General features: G+C 58.7%; 15 protein-coding genes. 9 read left to right on the top strand and 6 right to left on the bottom strand.

Going from position 1 to position 18420, the window contains the following annotated elements; translation table 11 throughout:
• Positions 1-22 precede the first annotated feature (22 nt).
• The gene (locus ACA056_RS14410) at positions 23-247 is read right to left on the bottom strand and encodes a YgdI/YgdR family lipoprotein (protein WP_497265501.1); all 225 of its coding nucleotides are present in this window, start codon (positions 245-247) and stop codon (positions 23-25) included.
• A 208-nt stretch (positions 248-455) separates the two neighbouring features.
• Between ACA056_RS14410 and ACA056_RS14405 the strand changes: the two genes are divergently transcribed.
• From ACA056_RS14405 to ACA056_RS14390, 4 genes are all read left to right on the top strand, one after another.
• Positions 456-2123: a VRR-NUC domain-containing protein gene (locus ACA056_RS14405; RefSeq protein WP_497265499.1), complete on the top strand. Its 1668-nt coding sequence runs from the start codon at positions 456-458 to the stop codon at positions 2121-2123.
• Entirely contained in the window at positions 2120-4399 is a 2280-nt protein-coding gene (locus tag ACA056_RS14400; protein ID WP_497265497.1) for an ATP-dependent DNA helicase, read from the top strand. Before ACA056_RS14405 ends, ACA056_RS14400 begins: the two co-directional genes overlap by 4 nt.
• 128 nt (positions 4400-4527) lie before the next feature.
• Positions 4528-5442: a zeta toxin family protein gene (locus ACA056_RS14395; protein ID WP_497265495.1), complete on the top strand. Its 915-nt coding sequence runs from the start codon at positions 4528-4530 to the stop codon at positions 5440-5442.
• A 78-nt stretch (positions 5443-5520) separates the two neighbouring features.
• A complete protein-coding gene (locus tag ACA056_RS14390) occupies positions 5521-7440 on the top strand; it encodes a hybrid sensor histidine kinase/response regulator (protein ID WP_497265493.1) in 1920 nt (639 codons plus the stop codon).
• 9 nt (positions 7441-7449) lie between these two features.
• On the opposite strand, the gene ACA056_RS14385 is transcribed toward ACA056_RS14390, so the two are convergent.
• Positions 7450-7695, bottom strand: a complete 246-nt coding sequence (locus tag ACA056_RS14385) for a hypothetical protein (RefSeq protein WP_497265491.1) — start codon at positions 7693-7695, stop codon at positions 7450-7452.
• A gap of 79 nt (positions 7696-7774) precedes the next feature.
• On the opposite strand from ACA056_RS14385, the gene ACA056_RS14380 reads away from it, so the two are divergent.
• A complete protein-coding gene (locus tag ACA056_RS14380) occupies positions 7775-8311 on the top strand; it encodes a hypothetical protein (protein WP_497265489.1) in 537 nt (178 codons plus the stop codon).
• 82 nt (positions 8312-8393) lie between these two features.
• Here the strand turns inward: ACA056_RS14380 and ACA056_RS14375 are convergent, their stop codons facing one another.
• The 4 genes from ACA056_RS14375 to ACA056_RS14360 form a co-directional block, all read right to left on the bottom strand.
• A complete protein-coding gene (locus tag ACA056_RS14375) occupies positions 8394-8690 on the bottom strand; it encodes a hypothetical protein (RefSeq protein WP_497265487.1) in 297 nt (98 codons plus the stop codon).
• A gap of 189 nt (positions 8691-8879) precedes the next feature.
• On the bottom strand, positions 8880-10223 hold the full coding sequence (locus ACA056_RS14370; RefSeq protein WP_497265485.1) for a cation:proton antiporter: 1344 nt from the start codon (positions 10221-10223) through the stop codon (positions 8880-8882).
• Positions 10224-10352: 129 nt separating this feature from the next.
• A complete protein-coding gene (locus ACA056_RS14365; RefSeq protein ID WP_497265483.1) occupies positions 10353-11210 on the bottom strand; it encodes an SDR family oxidoreductase in 858 nt (285 codons plus the stop codon).
• Positions 11211-11356: 146 nt separating this feature from the next.
• Positions 11357-12511 (bottom strand): MalY/PatB family protein, encoded by a 1155-nt coding sequence (locus tag ACA056_RS14360; protein ID WP_497265481.1) that lies wholly within the window; start codon positions 12509-12511, stop codon positions 11357-11359.
• Between the two features lie 326 nt (positions 12512-12837).
• On the opposite strand from ACA056_RS14360, the gene fdnG reads away from it, so the two are divergent.
• From fdnG to fdhE, 4 genes are read left to right on the top strand one after another with little or no spacing between them, the layout of a single operon-like run.
• Entirely contained in the window at positions 12838-15903 is a 3066-nt protein-coding gene (fdnG, locus tag ACA056_RS14355; protein WP_497265479.1) for a formate dehydrogenase-N subunit alpha, read from the top strand.
• Positions 15904-16839, top strand: coding sequence for a formate dehydrogenase subunit beta (gene fdxH, locus ACA056_RS14350; protein ID WP_497265477.1), 936 nt, complete (start codon positions 15904-15906; stop codon positions 16837-16839).
• The gene (locus ACA056_RS14345; protein ID WP_497265475.1) at positions 16836-17489 is read left to right on the top strand and encodes a formate dehydrogenase subunit gamma; all 654 of its coding nucleotides are present in this window, start codon (positions 16836-16838) and stop codon (positions 17487-17489) included. The genes fdxH and ACA056_RS14345 overlap by 4 nt, the downstream gene beginning before the upstream one ends.
• 4 nt (positions 17490-17493) lie before the next feature.
• Positions 17494-18420, top strand: a complete 927-nt coding sequence (gene fdhE, locus ACA056_RS14340; protein WP_497265473.1) for a formate dehydrogenase accessory protein FdhE — start codon at positions 17494-17496, stop codon at positions 18418-18420.

The following is an 18420-nucleotide window of genomic DNA, read 5'->3' as shown; positions in this document are numbered from 1 at the left end:
GCGATGAACGATAACTCGGTCCTCAGTCTTCCTGTCGAATCGTGGTCACTTCATCGGCCTTGACCTTCACTTTCGCCCCGGAAATATCTTCGAACTCAAAGAAGCCGTCCTTGGTCTTGGTTTTCGGCGTGTCCTTGGTCAAATACTGGGTGCCGTTCTGCAGCGTCACAACTGTTGGCGTCGCGCAACCGGCCAGGGCCAGAAAGGCCGCTACCGCCAGGGGCAAACCCAGAGTCTTGATATTCATAACCACCTCTCATCCTTCAAAAAAAACAGCGCGACTGCCACGAACGAAATCAATCGTCACTGTACCTCTATCGCGGTTGGTGCGATGGATCGGCAGAAAGTTCATAGACACTCGAAAAATTACCGATTAACGCCGCCGCTTATCCTTTTCCGTTTGCACCGGGCAGGGCACAGCTGGTATCTGTACGCATAACCAGTACTCGCTCGCCATGGCCTTTTTTCCTGTGACTGCAAATCCTCTCGACGATCCGTTCTATTACTTGAACAACTTCATGCAAGTGCTTGATTGGCTTGAGCTTCGCTATGCCGATGTGCTGAGTGTCGAAGAGCAACACTTCATCCGCGAGTTCAAGCGGTTGCCCCGTGAGTCCAAGGCGCTGCTGGTCAGGATGGTGATGCGCAAGGGGAGTCACTTCCGGGCGAGCAAACTGCATTACCTCGAGATCGGCAACACCGCTATTGCCGCCGGCCCACTGCTGGCGCTGGGCTGGATCGATGAGCATTCGCCGCTGTCGATCGAAGCGCTGTTCGAGGTGTTGCTCAAGGCGGAAATTCTCCAGTGTTTTGGCGCCACCATCGATCAACCCAAAGGAAAAAAGACCGATTGGCTGCCCGCACTGAGCGAACAGTTTTCCCAGGCCCAAAGTTTCGGCCAGTGGTGCCCGTCGCTGGATGACCGATTGTTCAGCCTGACCATCATGGGCCTGTGCGACCGGCTGCGCTTGATGTTTTTCGGCAATCTTTACCAGGACTGGTCCGAGTTCGTGCTGGCTGACCTGGGCATCTTTACCTATGAAAAAGTCGAGTTCTGCGCCGACTCCCGTGGCCTGCGCAGCCGCGACGACGTGGACGCCTGTCTCTTCCTTCATGAGTGTCAGCAGCATTTCGAGGCCGGCGAAGCAGTAGAAGACATTGTCGAGCAGATAAAAGGGCTGGCACTGAGCAATCCCTGGCTGCAAAGACGTCGCGGCAAACTGTTGTTCCAGATCGGTCAGCATTGCGAGCGCATAGCGGATTTCTCTACCGCACTGACGATCTACCGCGAGTGTGCCTATCCCGGCGCCCGCCTGCGGTTGATTCGCGTGTTGGAGCGCTGTGGTGAATACCAACTGGCCATGGACCTGGCCGCCGCGGTGGAGCAATCGCCGGAAAGTGCCGCCGAACAGCAACAATTGCTGCGTGTGCTGCCCAGGCTGCGGCGCAAGTTGGGCGGTCCGGTGATAAAGCGCTCGTCCCCACGGGAAATGCTGCGCCTGGACCTGCAACTGCCCAGAACCGATCCGGCGTTGTCGGTGGAGTCTTACGTTCAGGCGCATTTGGCGCAAGCGTCGGCACCGGTGCATTTCGTCGAAAACAGCCTGATCAACTCGCTGTTCGGTCTGCTGTGCTGGCCGGCGATTTTCGCGCCGTTGCCGGGGGCGTTTTTCAACCCGTTCCAGCGTGGGCCGGTGGATCTGCTCAATGAGGACTTTCACGCACGCCGCGCGGAGCTGTTCCAGGGCTGCCTGGCTGAACTCGATGACGGGCGTTACCGCCAGACGATTCGCGAGCGCTTTGCCAGCAAGTGGGGCGTGCAGTCGCCCTTCGTGTTCTGGGGTGTGCTGAGCGAAGAATTGCTCGATCAGGCACTCGATTGCCTGCCGGCCGAACACCTCAAACACTGGTTCAATCGACTGCTGTTGGACATCAAGGCCAATCGCGCCGGCATGCCAGACCTGATCCAGTTTTGGCCGCAGGATAAAACCTACCGGATGATCGAAGTCAAAGGCCCCGGTGATCGCCTGCAAGACAATCAATTGCGCTGGCTCGAGTTCTGCCATGAGCACCAGATGCCGATTGCCGTCTGCTACGTGCAATGGGCGGAGCAGGGCGCTTGAGTTACAGCATCGCGGTGCGGGCGCTGTGTGAATTCACTGCCAAGGTCGGTGACCTCGACCTGCGTTTTACGCCTTCGCCGACGGCGCTGGAAGGGATTGTCGGACACCGTACGGTGGCGTCCCGGCGCAGCGAGGGCTATCAGAGTGAAGTCGCGCTTGAAGGCTTGTATCAAACGTTGAAGGTAAAGGGCCGGGCCGACGGCTACGACCCCGTGCAAAATTGCCTGGAAGAAGTCAAAACCTATCGCGGAGACTTGAGCAAGCAACCGGCCAACCACCGTCAGCTGCACTGGGCGCAGGCGAAGATTTACGGCTGGTTGATGTGCCAGAAACTGCAGCTGACGCAGATCAATCTGGCCCTGGTGTACTTCGACATCGTCAGCGAAAAGGAAACTTGCCTGGTCGAGGCTTTCAGCGCCGCGGAACTGGGGCTGTTCTTCGAACAACATTGCGCCTTGTTCCTGCACTGGGCCGAGCAGGAAATGGCTCATCGCGAAGGGCGTAATCGGGCGGCGCAACAACTGGCGTTTCCCCATGCCGACTTTCGACCCGGGCAACGCCATCTGGCGGAATCGGTGTTCAAGGCTGTCAGCACCGGTCGTTGCTTGATGGCGCAGGCGCCCACGGGGATCGGCAAGACGGTCGGCACGCTGTTCCCGATGCTCAAGGCCCTGGCGCCGCAGCAACTGGACAAGGTGTTCTTCCTCACAGCGAAAACCCCGGGGCGCAAACTGGCGCTGGACGCCGCGCAAGTGATCCTCGACAGCGCCGACGGGCCACCCTTGCGGGTGCTCGAAATGATCGCCCGGGACAAGGCCTGCGAGCATCCGGACAAAGCCTGTCACGGCGAATCCTGCCCGCTGGCCCAAGGGTTTTATGATCGCTTGCCCGCCGCTCGCCAGGCGGCGAGCAAGTTGTCCCTGCTGAACCAGAACGCTTTGCGCGAGGTTGCCCTGCAACACGACGTCTGTCCCTACTACCTGAGCCAGGAAATGGCCCGCTGGGCAGACGTGGTGGTCGCCGATTACAACTACTATTTCGACTTCAGCGCGCTGCTGTTCGGGCTGGCCCAGGCCAATAACTGGAACGTCGCGGTGCTGGTGGACGAAGCGCACAACCTGGTGGAGCGCGGCCGGCAGATGTACAGCGCCAGCCTCGACCAGTCGACCCTCAACGGCGTACGAAAAACCGCACCCGAGGCGTTGAAAAAATCCTTGCAACGGGTCAACCGTGAGTGGAATGCCCTGCATAACCTGCAACTCGGCGCCTATCAGGCCTATGACAAGGCGCCGGAAAAACTGCTCCAGGCGTTGTCATCGTGCAGCGCCAGCATCGGCGACTACCTGAATGATCATCCGCAAGGCCTGGACGGCGCGTTACAGAACTTCTATTTCGACATGCTGCAATTTTGCCGGGTGGCCGAGCTCTTTGATGAACAGTTCCTGTTCGACATCAGCAAGCGCGACCTCGACCGCCAACGCAACCTGTCGCAGCTGTGCCTGCGCAACGTGGTGCCCGCCGGCTTCATCCGCCCGCGCTTGACGGCTGCACGCAGCACCGTGCTGTTTTCCGCGACCCTGAGCCCTCGCCACTACTATGCCGATCTGCTGGGCACGCCGGCGAACACGGTGTGGATAGACGTTGAATCGCCATTTCACGCCGATCAACTGCAAGTGCACATCGTCAGCCAGATCTCCACGCGGTTTGTCCATCGCCAGTCATCCCTTGCGCCAATCGTCGAGCTGATTGCCCGGCAGTTCAGTCAACGTCCCGGCAATTACCTGGCGTTTTTCAGCAGCTTCGATTATTTGCAGCAAGTGGCGCAGTTGCTGGCCCAGAGGCATCCCGACATCAATCTGTGGTCGCAGTCCCGGCGCATGGGGGAAGGGCAGCGACAGGACTTTCTCGATCAGTTCACCGCCGAGAGTCAGGGCATCGGTTTTGCGGTGTTGGGCGGGGCTTTTGGCGAAGGCATCGACTTGCCGGGCGCGCGACTGATCGGAGCGTTTATCGCCACCCTCGGACTGGCGCAACTCAACCCGGTCAACGAGCAGTTGAAACAGCGCATGGCAGCGATTTTCGGCGCCGGTTATGACTACACCTACCTGTTTCCCGGTGTGCAGAAAGTGGTGCAGGCGGCGGGGAGGGTGATCCGCACCCAGCAGGATCAAGGGGTGGTGATGTTGATTGATGACCGGTTTGGCGACAGCAAGGTCAAGCAGTTGCTACCGCGCTGGTGGTCAATTGCTCCGAGGATTTTGCACGCTATCGAGTAGGATTTTTTACTTTTAAAACATCGACATATCTTGAAAGAATGGCCCATTTGAACAATCAGCGAATGCCGTCTTTATTCAAAGAGCCAGTCATCACTTTCAAGCTGAATCTTTGATAAGGAAATCAAGATATGTCAGTAGCACCGAAATACACGTACACCCCTGAGCAGGTCACCGCAGCATTCAATGAAATAAAAGTGACGCTGTTCAAAGGTATAACGGTCGAGGTAATACCCAAAATTCTGGTCGTTGCCGGGCAGCAAGGGTCAGGCAAAACCTATCTGCTGGAAAAGAACCTCCTGCCTTCAAAACGCTACGACAATTATGTTCGTCTTTACCTGCCCGACTACCGCAAGAAACACCCCCAATATGCAGAGATGATCAAACTCGGGGTCTTGCATGCGTATGAGCATACCGAGGCGTTCGTCCGGGAAGTCAGCACGAAGATCTTTACGCAGGCCTTTACCGGCAAATTCAATATCATCATGGAGTGTGCGTTCGACAGCCTCGATTTCGTTGCTTTCGCGCCTTCGGCGACTGCCGCCGGCTATCAATTCGAGACTCACATCGTTGGCTGCACTCGAGAGTTTGCTTATGTGTCGAGCATTAAACGCGCGCTCAAAAGCCTTGAAGACCATGAAATGGAAAGGTTTCTCACCGTGCCGAAGCTGGATGCTGGCATGAGCAATGCTCAAGCGACCATCCTGGCCTTCGAGACAGCGGCGAAGGCGGTCAGCGGCTCGCAAATGATCGTGTACGAACGCGGCTTCGGCGTATTGAACGAGCGGACCCTGCGTGCTCAGAGCACCTACACCAAAGCGGCTGGTGGCTCCGTGAGCAGAACAACGACGATGAGGCATTTTGAGTACATCGTTTACTCCCGCATTATTGATAATCATGTCTTCGCGGTGAACGGTCATCAAGAAATCGTCAAAGAGTGCCATCTGGCATTGCTCAGGACTGCGGCTCATGCCCCGTATGTTCCGAATTTCGTCTACAACGATCTATATGCTTACATCGACAGATACGTGTGCCGAAACACTTGATGAAGTTCCGCATCTGCGGCTTTCCAATTTTATGGTTTGCCGCATACTCCAGAAAAACTACAGTGCCGTGAGGAATCAATGAGCGAGGGTCGAGACAAAGCCAGCGCCATCGACGACAGCCGTTTTCGCCTGTTGATCGATGCTGTGATTGACTACGCGATCTACATGATTGATCCCGATGGCATCATCACCAGCTGGAACGCCGGCGCCAGGCGTTTCAAGGGGTATGAAGAGGCCGAAATACTCGGCCAGCACTTTTCGCGGTTCTATACCGAAGCGGATCGCCGTGCCGGTTTGCCCCAGCGGGCGCTGGACACGGCGATCAGGGAGGGGCGTTTCGAGGGAGAAGGCTGGCGGGTTCGCAAGGACGGCACGCACTTCTGGTCCCACGTAGTGATCGATCCTATTCTCGACCCGTCGGGCAAGTTGCTCGGGTTTGCCAAGATTACCCGCGACCTGACCGACCGCAAAATGGCCGAAGAAGTCCTCAAGCAAAGCGAACAACAGTTCCGCCTGCTGGTTCAAAGCGTCACTGACTACGCCATCTACATGCTCGCCCCGGATGGCCGCGTGACCAACTGGAATCCCGGGGCTCAGCGCATCAAGGGCTATTTGCCCGAGGAAGTCATCGGCAAGCACTTTTCGATGTTTTACACCCCGGAAGACCGCGAGGCAGGCGAACCACAACGGACCCTGGACACCGCGATACGTGAAGGGCGATTCGAAAACAAAGGCTGGCGCGTGCGCAAGGACGGTACACGGTTCCTGGCCAATGTCGTGGTCGACCCGATTTGGGGCGAAACCGGCACCTTGCTCGGTTTCGCCAAGATCACCCGTGATATCACCGAAGCCACACAAGCCCAGCAGACGCTGGAGCAAACCCGCGAAGCGCTGTTTCAGGCGCAGAAGATGCAGGCCATTGGCCAACTCAGCGGCGGCATTGCCCACGACTTCAACAATTTGCTGACCGTCATCCTCGGCAATCTGGAAATCGTCCGCAAACGCGTGGGGGACGATCCGAAAATCACCCGATTGGTGGACAACGCCACTCAGGGAGCCTTGCGCGGCGTCTCTCTGACCCAACGCATGCTGGCTTTTGCCAGACGTCAGGAGCTCAAAGCCGAACCCGTCGAAATACCTACGCTGGTGCAAGGGATCATCGGGCTGTTGCGCAGCTCGCTCGGGCCTTCCGTGGTACTTGAAACCCGCTTTTCGCAAGAACTGGAACCGGTCCTGGCCGACGTCAATCAGCTTGAGCTGGCGGTGCTGAACCTGGTGACCAACGCCCGCGATGCAATGCCCCATGGCGGAAAAATCGTTATCAGTGCCAAGACCGAAGAAACCTGGGATCAACCGCAGTTATCCCTGCTGTCAGGCCGTTATGTCTGCCTGAGTGTCAGCGATACGGGGGAGGGCATGGATGACGCCACACTCGCTTCGGCAATGGACCCGTTTTTCACCACAAAAGGCGTTGGCAAAGGCACGGGGCTGGGACTCTCGATGGTTCATGGTTACATCGAGCAACTGGGCGGACGCTTCGTCCTCAAGAGCCAGAAGGACGTAGGCACGATCGCCGAACTGTGGATACCCGTCGCCACGACCGGTTCGGTTGCCAAACCCGTTACCGAGGAGGCCGCACCGGCGGTGCACCGCCTATGCGTGTTGGTCGTGGATGATGACAGCCTGGTGTTGACCAGTACCTGCTTGTTACTCGAAGACCTGGGGCATCGGGTGATCAGTGCGACATCCGGGGCGCAAGCGCTGAAAGCGTTCGACAGTGAGTCAGCGATTGACCTGGTTATCACTGACATGGCCATGCCACAGATGAATGGCGCGCAACTGGCGCAGGCTATCCGAACCCTGAAGCCGGACCTGCCGATCATCCTTGCCACCGGTTACGCCGAGCGCCTGGAAGGTTTCGCAACCAGACTTCCGCGCCTGTCCAAACCTTTTACCCAACTCAATCTGGTGGAAATCATCGCCACGGCCATGAAATGACCCGCGAGATCAATGTTCGGCGGCGGATCCCGCGTTCTTCTTGAAGCCGCGCACGTTCATGGCGCACAGGCAAAACTGCAATACGATCAGTGCATAGGCTTGAGTGTGGTAACCCCAGATCACCCATAAAACATTGCTGACAATAAAACAGATGAATCCCGAGACCCTGCGCCTGGGGTTTTGCGAGCCGATCAACCACGCCGCCAACACCGTGATCAGCATCGCTGGCCATTGCACCCAATCAAGATCGTCCATTGCAGACTCCATTGTCATTCCAGCTGAACTTGTCGGCAGACGTTTCTTCTAAGCGTTTTCCAACCTGTGTGTGATTCCTGTGCCCAGAATACTGACCGAAGCTCCAGCCGAAGAAACCCTGACCGAACACCATGCCAAGATGTTCGGCTCACCCAAAGAGCGCCTGGATTTCTACCGCCGGGAAATCCAGTACGAAACCAGCATTCTGGCCAATCGCACCGACGCCTACCTGGCGGCGCAATCGTTCTTAGTGATTGCTTTTGCGTCCTGCATGTCCAACCTCAACCCTGAATGGGGAAAACTCTTCACGCTGGTGGTGCCGCCGTTTTTGGCACTGCTGGGGCTACTCAGTTCGCTCAACGCCTGGCCGGGCATTCGCGCGGCTTACGACATCATCGACCATTGGCATTTCAAACAGAGTGAGTTGCTGCGAAGCGAACCCTTGATGGGCCTCGCATTCGATGAGTCGCCGCTGTTCAGTGAGATGGAATCGTCCCATAAGGGTTACCGCAAGTCGTTGTTGTTTTCAGTGCGTACGCCGTGGATTTTCGCCACTTTCTGGGTGCTGCTGGGTAGCTACGCGTTTTACATCCAGGTGACTAACCCCGGCGCGTGAACCCGACCCCCAAAGGGCCCGACTTGCACCGGGCCTTTTGTTGGTGCGCCAGGCATGGCGCGCTGCGCCGGGCTTTTCAGGTTCAAGCTCTGGATTCGGTCTGCTGGAGCAAACGATGAGCGTTTTGCGTGGATATCGAGACAGGTGGGAAATCTTCGTTGAGCAGCCGCAAGTGCTCGATCGCTTCCTCGAACTTCAAGTCGGCCTTCCTGCGCATGGCTTGATAGCGATCAAACAGTTCCACATCCATGTCGCTGACCTCGAGTAACGCCCAGGCGCTACGGCTCAGCGCCTGGGCCTCTTCAAACATCTGATGATTGCGTTCCAGAGCGAATGCCCGGCAGGCTTTGATTTCATCGGAGGTGTAATAGTGAATCATGACCAGCACCTGATTTTCTCGAGGTTCCTTTTGATAGGTATCGACGCCGCAGGGGAAACCGAACCTGGCATGTCCCGCCGTGCAAAAGCCGGGTGGGATTAGAGTTGTGACTGGCCGGATAGCCAAAGAATTTCAAATTTATGAACGTGAAAATTCGATAATTCCGACCAGGAACGCACAGACCTCAAATCAAATATCCTGTTTTTTTTGCCGTTCATATCGAGCCAGGATCGGTTGAGTACTGATCCCGTGGAGGAGGATGCTGAGTGCGACCACTGACAAGGTCAGATCAATACAGAGTGTTGAGATCGACGCGCCCAGCCCGTGGTTCAGGGCATAAAACAGGTAATACAAACTGCCGATGCCGCGTATGCCGAACCAGCCAATCAACATTCGCTGGCGACCGTTGAGCAAACCACCCCAGGGCATGGCGACGACGCTCAGCGGTCGTATCAGGCAAAACAACACGCCGGCGATCGGCAACGCACGCCAGTCCCAGTGCGCGATCAGCACCACGCCGAGCAGCGTCACCAGAAACACTTCCATGGCCCGTTCCACCAGGCCGCCGAAAGCGAGCATGTCACCCATCATGATTCCCGCGGCCACTTGGGTGTCTTCAAGGTTCTCGGTATCGCCATGAACCGCGTTTTGCGGCTCGACGTTCTGATGGCCCACAACAGGCTGAACCAGATGCTCGGCGGGAAGTTCGTCGTCGCCCGTGGATTTGACTTCTTCTTGGCGCAAACCCAGGCCGGCGGCGAACACCGACAGAAAACCGTAACCGTGAATCGACTCGGCCCCGACATAAGCCAGGGCAATCAAGGCGAGGGCGAGGTAATCATTCGGGGAAAGGGTGCTGTCGTCATTCTGGATACGCATTAACAAGGTCAGGCGGCCAATGCCACGTCCCATCCAGTAGCCGGTGAGCAAACCGGCCGGGACTGCCCACAGCAGACTGCGCAGCACCCAATCGCTCAGCCAGCCGGGGTTGCCGTCGTGTTGCACCAGAAGCAGGCCGAGGATGACAAACGGGAAGGCGATCCCGTCATTGAGCCCGGCTTCTCCCGAGAGCCCGAAGCGCACGCTGTCGTCATCCCGGGCGTCGTTGACTTGCACCAGGGCGGCGAGCACCGGGTCGGTGGGCGCCAGAATCGAGCCGATCAACACCGATGCGCCCCAGGACAATTCGAAACCGTAATGCAGCAACAGGCTGACGCCGACAATGGTCAATACCATGACTGGACCGGCCAGACCGAACGCGATCCGCCAATTTTTATCCTTGAGCGGCAAACGCAACTTCAAACCGCAGACAAACAACGAAAACAGCACCGCGACTTCCGTCAGATGCTCCATCCAGGTGGACGCATCTTCGGTGTCCAGTTTCAACAGCCCGAGCCCCGCGGGCCCGATGGCTACACCCAGCACCAGGCACACCGCCGACGTAGTCACCGGCATCCATCGCAGGTACGACGACGTCAGCGCCAGCGTCAGCAGCACGGCACCCAACACCGCCACCCACAAAATGAAACTCATGCTCGATACTCGTCGGGTGCGTGCCGCGATGTAGTGCCTCTGGCAATCAACCGACGGTCGCGCGCAGGTATTCAGGCGTCAGTACGTTGAACCATAGCAGGATGCTCTGGAAATGACGGCGGGTTCAATCTAAAGCATCGGCTTACCGCCAGTGATTCCATACCGCTGCCCCGTGATGTAACTGGCCTCATCCGAGGCCAGCAACACATAAATCGGCGCCACTTCCACCGGTTGACCCGGCCGGCCGAGCGGCGTCTGCCCACCGAAGTTCTGTACTTCTTCATCGGGCATGGTCGAGACAATCAGCGGCGTCCAGATCGGCCCCGGAGCCACGCAGTTCACCCGAATGTTCTTCGGCCCCAGCATCTGCCCCAGGCCAGCGGTGAAGTTGGCAATCGCACCCTTGGTCGTGGCGTAAGGCAAGAGGGTGGGTTTAGGCATGTCTGAATTGACTGAGCTGGTGTTGATGATCGAACTGCCGGGTTTCATGTGCTTCAACGCGGCCTGACAGAGCCTGAAAATGGCGGTGATGTTGACGTCGAAGGTCATCACCCATTCTTCGTCCGGGATGTCCTCGAAGTGTTCGTGGGTCATCTGGAACGCGGCATTGTTGACCAGCACATCGATCCGGCCGAAGCGTTCGACCGTCTTGTCCACCAGGGCCTGGCATTGGGCTTTCTGCGCCAGGTCACCGGGCAGCAACAGGCACTGCCGACCGGCCTGTTCAACCCAGCGTGCAGTTTCCTGCGCGTCTTCATGTTCATTGAGGTAGGCGACGGCGACATCCGCGCCTTCACGGGCGAAGGCGATCGCTACGGCGCGACCGATGCCACTGTCGGCGCAGGTGATCAGGGCGATCTTGCCGTCCAGTCGGCCAGAACCTTTGTAGCTTTGTTCGCCGCAGTCGGGGTACGGGTCCATTTTCTTTTGGGAACCGGGGACAGTCTGGCTTTGTTTCGGGAAGGGTGGTTTTGGATAGGCAGTCATTGGGAAATCTCCGTTCGCAAGGCAGAAGAGTCAAAGGGTTGACCCTGTGTTTTGCCTTGAGTTCGGTTGGATTTAAGGGGGCTTGCGACACTCTGGAAAACACGCAAGCCCCCTGTGGGAGCAAGCTTGCTCCCACAGGGGATGTGTCAGGCGTTGCGATTGAGCAAACTGCGCTCCATCCGCGCAATGCCTTCTTCCAGCAATGCCCGTGGGCAGCCGAAATTCAGGCGCACGAACTGTTTGCTGTCATCGCCGAATTCAAGACCCGCGCTCAGCCCGACTTTTGCGTGCTCAAGGAAAAACTGCTGAGGGTTATCCAGTCTCAGCGCCGAGCAATCTAGCCACGCCAGATACGTGCCTTGCGGGATATTCATGCTCACACCCGGCAGTCGTGTGTTGACCGCTTCCACCAGATAATCCCGATTGCTTTGCAGATACGCCTTCAACCCGGCCAGCCAAGGGCCACCTTCGCAGTAGGCGACGCGTGTCGCTTCCATGCCCATCGGGTTGACGCTGTCGACCATGCCGCAGCGGGCGTGGTTGACCTTTGCACGCAACGCCGAGTCCTGGATGATCATGAAAGACGTCTTCAGACCGGCGATGTTGTAGGCCTTGCTCGCCGACATCAGCGTGATGGTGCGCTTGGCGATTTCCGGGCTCAGGGAAGCCGTCGGAATGTGCACGCGCCCGTCGAAACACAGCTCGGCATGAATCTCGTCAGAGATGATCCAGGCGTCCTGCTCCACGCAGATGTCGGCGACCGCTTGCAGTTCTTCTCGCGGGAAGACTTTGCCCACCGGGTTGTGCGGGTTGCTCAGCAGCAGCGCACCACCACCGGTCAACGCCCGATTCAAGGCATCGAGTGGCGTGGCGTAAGTGCCGTCCGCCAACGAGTCGAATTCGAGTTCAACCTTGTTCAACCCCCAGTGCCCCGGCGCATGACGCAGCGGCGGGTAGTTCGGAACCTGAACCACAACGTTCTGCTGCGGCTGGACCAGCGCATTCAGCGCCATGTTGAAACCCGACTCCACGCCCGGCAGGAAAATCAGTTCCTCAGGCAATACGCGCCAGGCGTACTTGTTCCATAGATCGGCGACGATGGCATCGCGCAAGTCATCCTGGGCCACGCTGTAGCCGAGCATCGGGTGTTCCAGACGCTTTTGCAGGGCCTGGAGGATCACCGGCGGCGCGGAGAAGTCCATGTCGGCCACCCACATCGGCAACACGTCGGCCGGATAACGGCTCCATTTGGTACTGCCGGTGTTGTGGCGGTCGAACACCTGATCAAAATCGAAAGTCATGCTCAGTCTCATAAAAAGCGTGGTTGAACGTGGGGCAATGATAAACGCCAAGCCCTGTGGGAGCGAGCTTGCTCGCGATGGCGGTGGGTCATTCAACATCTATGCAAACTGACCCACCGCTTTCGTCGGAACGCCGCCCGGAACAAGCTCGCTCCCACAGGTTGTGTGTGATGGCTGACGCCCCGGTGTTGCCCGATGGTCGGTTTTCACACAGTCAGTTCTAACATTGTCTACAGTTTCAAGTGTCGGCACCCAGACTGCCGCAACCATGATTGTCCAGAAAAACCCGGCAAAAGTACCGGGTCTCCACCTGACAGGAGTGCACGATGGACCTCAACCGTCGTCAGTTCTTCAAGGTCGCTGGTATCGGCCTTGCGGGCTCGAGCCTCGGCGCGCTGGGCATGGCCCCCGCGACTGCCTTCGCCGAGCAAGTGCGTCACTTCAAGCTTGCCCACACCCATGAAACCCGCAACACCTGCCCGTACTGCTCGGTAGGCTGCGGCTTGATCATGTACAGCCAGGGCGATGCCGCCAAGAATGTCGCGCAAAACATCATCCACATCGAAGGCGATGCCGATCATCCGGTCAATCGCGGCACCCTGTGCCCCAAAGGCGCGGGCCTGCTGGACTTCATTCACAGCCCCGGGCGCCTGCAGTACCCGCAGGTGCGCAAGCCCGGCACCACCGAGTGGACGCGCATTTCCTGGGATGAAGCGCTCGATCGCGTCGCCGACCTGATGAAGGCCGACCGCGACGCCAACTTCATCGAGAGGAATGAAAAGGGTCAAACGGTGAACCGCTGGCTGACCACCGGGTTCCTCGCGGCCTCGGCGGCGTCCAACGAAGCGGGTTACATCACCCACAAGGTCATTCGCAGTCTCGGCATGCTGGGGTTTGATAACCAGGCGCGTGTCTGACACGGCCCGACGGTGGCAAGTCTTGCCCCGACGTACGGCCGTGGTGCCATGACCAATACCTGGACCGATATCGGCAACGCGAATCTGATCCTGGTGATGGGCGGCAACGCAGCAGAAGCGCACCCGTGCGGCTTCAAATGGGTGACCGAAGCCAAGGCGCACAACAAGGCCCGCTTGATCGTGGTCGATCCGCGTTTTACCCGGACCGCCTCGGTGGCCGACTATTACGCGCCGATTCGCACCGGCACCGACATCGCTTTCATGGGCGGGCTGATCAACTACCTGCTGACTGAGGACAAAATCCAGCACGAGTATGTACGCGCTTATACCGACGTGTCGTTCATCGTCAAAGCCGGTTATGGCTTCGAGGACGGAATCTTCAGCGGCTATGACGTGGCCAAACGCAGCTACACGGACAAGTCCGGCTGGGGTTATGAACTCGGTGATGACGGCTTCGTCAAGGTCGACCCGACCCTGCAAGACCCGCACTGCGTCTATCAATTGATGAAGCAGCATTACAGCCGCTACAACATCGAACTGGCGAGCCAGATTTGCGGCATGCCGGTGGATGCCATGCAGAAGATCTGGGAAGAGATCGCCACTTGCTCGCAACCGGGCAAGACCATGACGATTCTCTACGCGCTGGGCTGGACGCAGCACTCGATCGGTTCGCAGATCATTCGCAGCGCGGCCATGGTGCAATTGCTGCTGGGCAACGTCGGCATGCCGGGCGGGGGCGTCAATGCCTTGCGCGGGCACTCCAACATCCAGGGGCTGACCGACCTCGGCCTGCTGTCCAACTCGCTGCCGGGCTACCTGACCCTGCCGGGCGACGCCGAGCAGGATTACACCGCCTACATCACCAAGCGCACGCAAATGCCGTTGCGTCCGGGACAGCTGTCCTATTGGCAGAACTACAGCAAATTCCACGTCAGCCTGATGAAAGCCTGGTATCGCGACAACGCCACGCTTGAGAACAATTGGGCTTACGACTACCTGCCGAAACTGGACATTCCCAACTACGACATCCTCAAAGTGTTCGACCTGATGGGCCAAGGCAAGGTCAACGGCTATATGTGCCAGGGCTTCAACCCCATTGCCGCGTTGCCTGACAAAAACCGGGTGATGGCGGCATTGGCCAAGCTGAAATGGCTGGTGGTGATGGACCCGCTGTCCACCGAAACCTCGGAGTTCTGGCGCAATGTCGGGCCGTACAACGATGTCGAAACTGCCGGCATCCAGACCGAAGTCATTCGCCTGCCCACCACCTGTTTCGCCGAAGAAGACGGCTCGCTGGTCAACAGCAGCCGCTGGCTGCAATGGCACTGGAAAGGCGCCGACGGCCCTGGCGAAGCGCGCACCGATGTGCGGATCATGAGCGAGCTGTTTATCCGTCTGCGCCAGCGTTACCAGGCTAACGGCGGCGCTTATGCCGAGCCGATCCTCAAATTGTCCTGGCCGTACAAAATCGCCGATGAGCCTTCGCCGGAAGAACTGGCCAAGGAAATCAACGGCTATGCCACCACGGATTTCACCGACGCTACCGGCGCGGCGATCAAGGGCAACGCGCAACTGGCCGGTTTTGGCCTGCTCAAAGACGACGGCAGTACGGCTTCCGGCTGCTGGATTTTCTGTGGCAGCTGGACTGAGGCGGGCAACCAGATGGCCCGACGCGACAACAGCGATCCGTATGGCATGAAACAACACCAAGGTTGGGCCTGGGCCTGGCCGGCGAACCGGCGGATTCTCTACAACCGTGCTTCGTGCGACCCGCAAGGCAAGCCGTGGGACGAGAAAAAACGTCTGGTGTGGTGGAACGGCAAAGTCTGGGCTGGCACCGATGTACCGGACTTCAAGGCCGACTCGCCACCGGAAGCCGGGATGAATCCGTTCATCATGAACCCCGAAGGCGTGGCGCGGTTCTTCGCGGTCGACAAGATGAACGAAGGACCATTTCCTGAGCATTACGAGCCGTTCGAAACGCCGATTGGCATCAACCCGCTGCACCCGGAAAACAAGAAAGCCACCAGCAACCCGGCGGCGCGGATCTTCGATTCAGTGTGGGATTCCCTTGGCGTGGCCAAGGATTATCCGTACGCCGCGACCAGTTACCGGCTGACCGAGCATTTCCACTTCTGGAGCAAGCATTGCAAGCTCAACGCGATTTCCCAACCCGAGCAGTTCGTCGAGATCGGTGAAGTGCTGGCCAAGGAAAAAGGCATCGTGGCCGGCGACCGGGTCCGTGTCAGTTGCAAGCGCGGGCATATAGAAGCGGTGGCGGTGGTGACCAAACGGATTCGTCCGCTGCAGGTCAATGGCCAGGTCGTGCACCAAATCGGTATCCCGCTGCACTGGGGCTTTACCGGGCTCACGCGTCACGGTTACCTGACCAACACCCTGGTGCCGTTCCTCGGCGATGGCAACACTCAGACCCCGGAATCCAAGTCATTCCTGGTCAACGTGGAGAAAGTCTAAATGGCCAGCCAAGACATCATCGCCCGTTCGGCCACCACGACCGTCCCGTCCTCGGTACGCAATCAAGAGGAAGTGGCCAAGCTGATCGATACCACCAAGTGCATTGGCTGCAAGGCTTGCCAGGTCGCCTGCTCGGAATGGAACGAGCTGCGCGACGAGGTCGGCCACAACCTCGGCACCTACGACAACCCTCAGGACCTGAGCGCAGAAACCTGGACCTTGATGCGCTTTACCGAGCACGAAACCGATGCCGGCAACCTGGAATGGCTGATCCGCAAGGACGGCTGCATGCACTGCGCCGAGCCCGGTTGCCTGGCGGCGTGCCCGAGCCCGGGGGCGATCATCAAGCACGCCAACGGCATCGTCGATTTCGACCAGGACCATTGCATTGGCTGCGGTTATTGCATCACCGGTTGCCCGTTTAATATCCCGCGAATCTCGCAAAAAGATCACAAGGCCTACAAATGCACATTGTGCTCGGACCGCGTGGCAGTGGGGCTGGAGCCGGCCTGCGTCAAAACCTGCCCGACCGGCGCCATTGTGTTCGGCACCAAGGACGATATGAAGGAACATGCGGCGGAGCGCATCGTCGACCTCAAGAGTCGTGGCTTCGACAACGCTGGCCTGTATGACCCCGAAGGTGTCGGAGGCACCCACGTGATGTACGTGCTGCACCACGCCGACACGCCGAAGTTGTATGCCGGCCTGCCGAGCGCTCCGACCATCAGTCCGCTGGTGGAGTTGTGGAAAGGCGTGAGTAAACCGTTGGGCTTGCTGGCCATGGGCTTGGCCGTGCTGGCCGGGTTCTTCCACTACGTGCGGGTCGGGCCGCAACTGGTCGAGGAGGATGAACTCCCGACCACTGTCGATCCTGCAGTGCATGAAGTCGATCCGTCGGTACACACCTTTGATCCGCGCGGGGAGGACAGACCATGATCCGCAGACAGATCCTGCGCTACACCTCGAACCAGCGCACCAATCACTGGCTGGTGGCGATCTTTTTCTTCATGGCGGCACTGTCGGGACTGGCGTTGTTTCATCCGGCGCTGTTCTGGCTCAGCAACCTGTTTGGCGGCGGCCCGTGGACGCGCATCCTGCATCCGTTCATGGGCGTGGTGATGTTCGTTCTGTTCCTGAGATTGGTGATTCAATTCTTTCGGGCGAATTTCTTTATCACCAACGATCGGTTGTGGCTGAGGCGAGTCGGGCGGGTGATCAAGAATGATGAGGAGGGCGTGCCGCCCATCGGCAAGTACAACCCTGGGCAGAAGCTGCTGTTCTGGACCTTGCTGATTTGCATGCTGGTGTTGTTGTTCAGCGGGCTGGTGATCTGGCGCGCGTATTTCAGCGAGTACTTTGGCATCACCAGTATTCGTTGGGCCATGCTGCTGCATGCGTTGGCGGGTCTCATCCTGGTGCTGAGCATCATTGTTCACATCTACGCCGGCATCTGGATCAAGGGTTCGGTCAGCGCCATGGTGCATGGCGGGGTGAGCCGGGCCTGGGCGAAAAAACACCATGAACTCTGGTACCGCGAAGTGACCCGCGACGAGCACCCCGAACGGCCGATCAGCAAAAAAGGATAACCCCTTGGCGACGATTCTTGAGCCTGGCGAGATCGAAGCGGCGGCGAGTTCTCCGCCGTTTCTGCACCTGCCACCGAAAAACCTGTTCACCTTGCGCGCCTTGCGACTGGAACGTCTGGTCGACGGGCATCCACTGGCCGATTACCTGCGGCTAGTGACCGGGCTGTGCCACGTGCAGCAGGGTCTGATGGACGATCCGCCCGTGGCCGCCATACCCGATGCCGAACGCCTGCGAGTGTGCCAGCAACACGGCTTGCCGCCGTTCGCCGCTGACAGTCTGGTGCGCGAAGACGTTTGGCTGCCGTACCTCGAAGCGCTGTTGCAGCGTTACCAGCCACCGCCGCAACCTGCCGTGGAAAAAGCCGTGGCGACCTTGCGCCGCGCCAACGTCGGGCAACTCAAAGCCTGGGCGATTGCGCTGGTCAGCGGCCAGTTCGTCTTGCTGCCCGCCGCCGTGGTGCCGTTTCTCGGCGCGGCGTTGCAGGTGGCCTGGAGTCATTGGTTGCTGAGTACATCGGACCTTGCGCTGAAACCCGGCGACAATCTCAGCCAATGTCCGGCCTGCGGTTCGCCGGCCATGACCGGCGTGATTCGCCACCGTGGCAAGTACAACGGCTTGCGGTATCTGGTGTGCTCGCTGTGTGCCTGCGAATGGCATGTGGTGCGGGTCAAATGCGTGTATTGCGAACAAAGCAAAGGCCTTGAATACGTCAGCCTCGATGACGACCGCCACGCCGCCAATCAGGCACCCATACGCGCGGAGGTCTGCCCCGGCTGCCGCAGCTACCTGAAACTGCTTTACCTGGAAAACGACGCCGAGGCCGAAGCGCTCTCGACGGACCTGACCAGCCTGCTGCTGGACATGCGTCTGGAGCAGGAAGGCTACCAGCGTCCGGCGCCTAATCTGTTGCTGGCACCCGGTGGTGACTGA

The sequence above is a fragment of the Pseudomonas sp. LBUM1666 genome (assembly GCF_059695775.1).
Note: the sequence above shows the minus strand (reverse complement) of the source record. Positions and strands in the feature narration are given on the sequence as shown.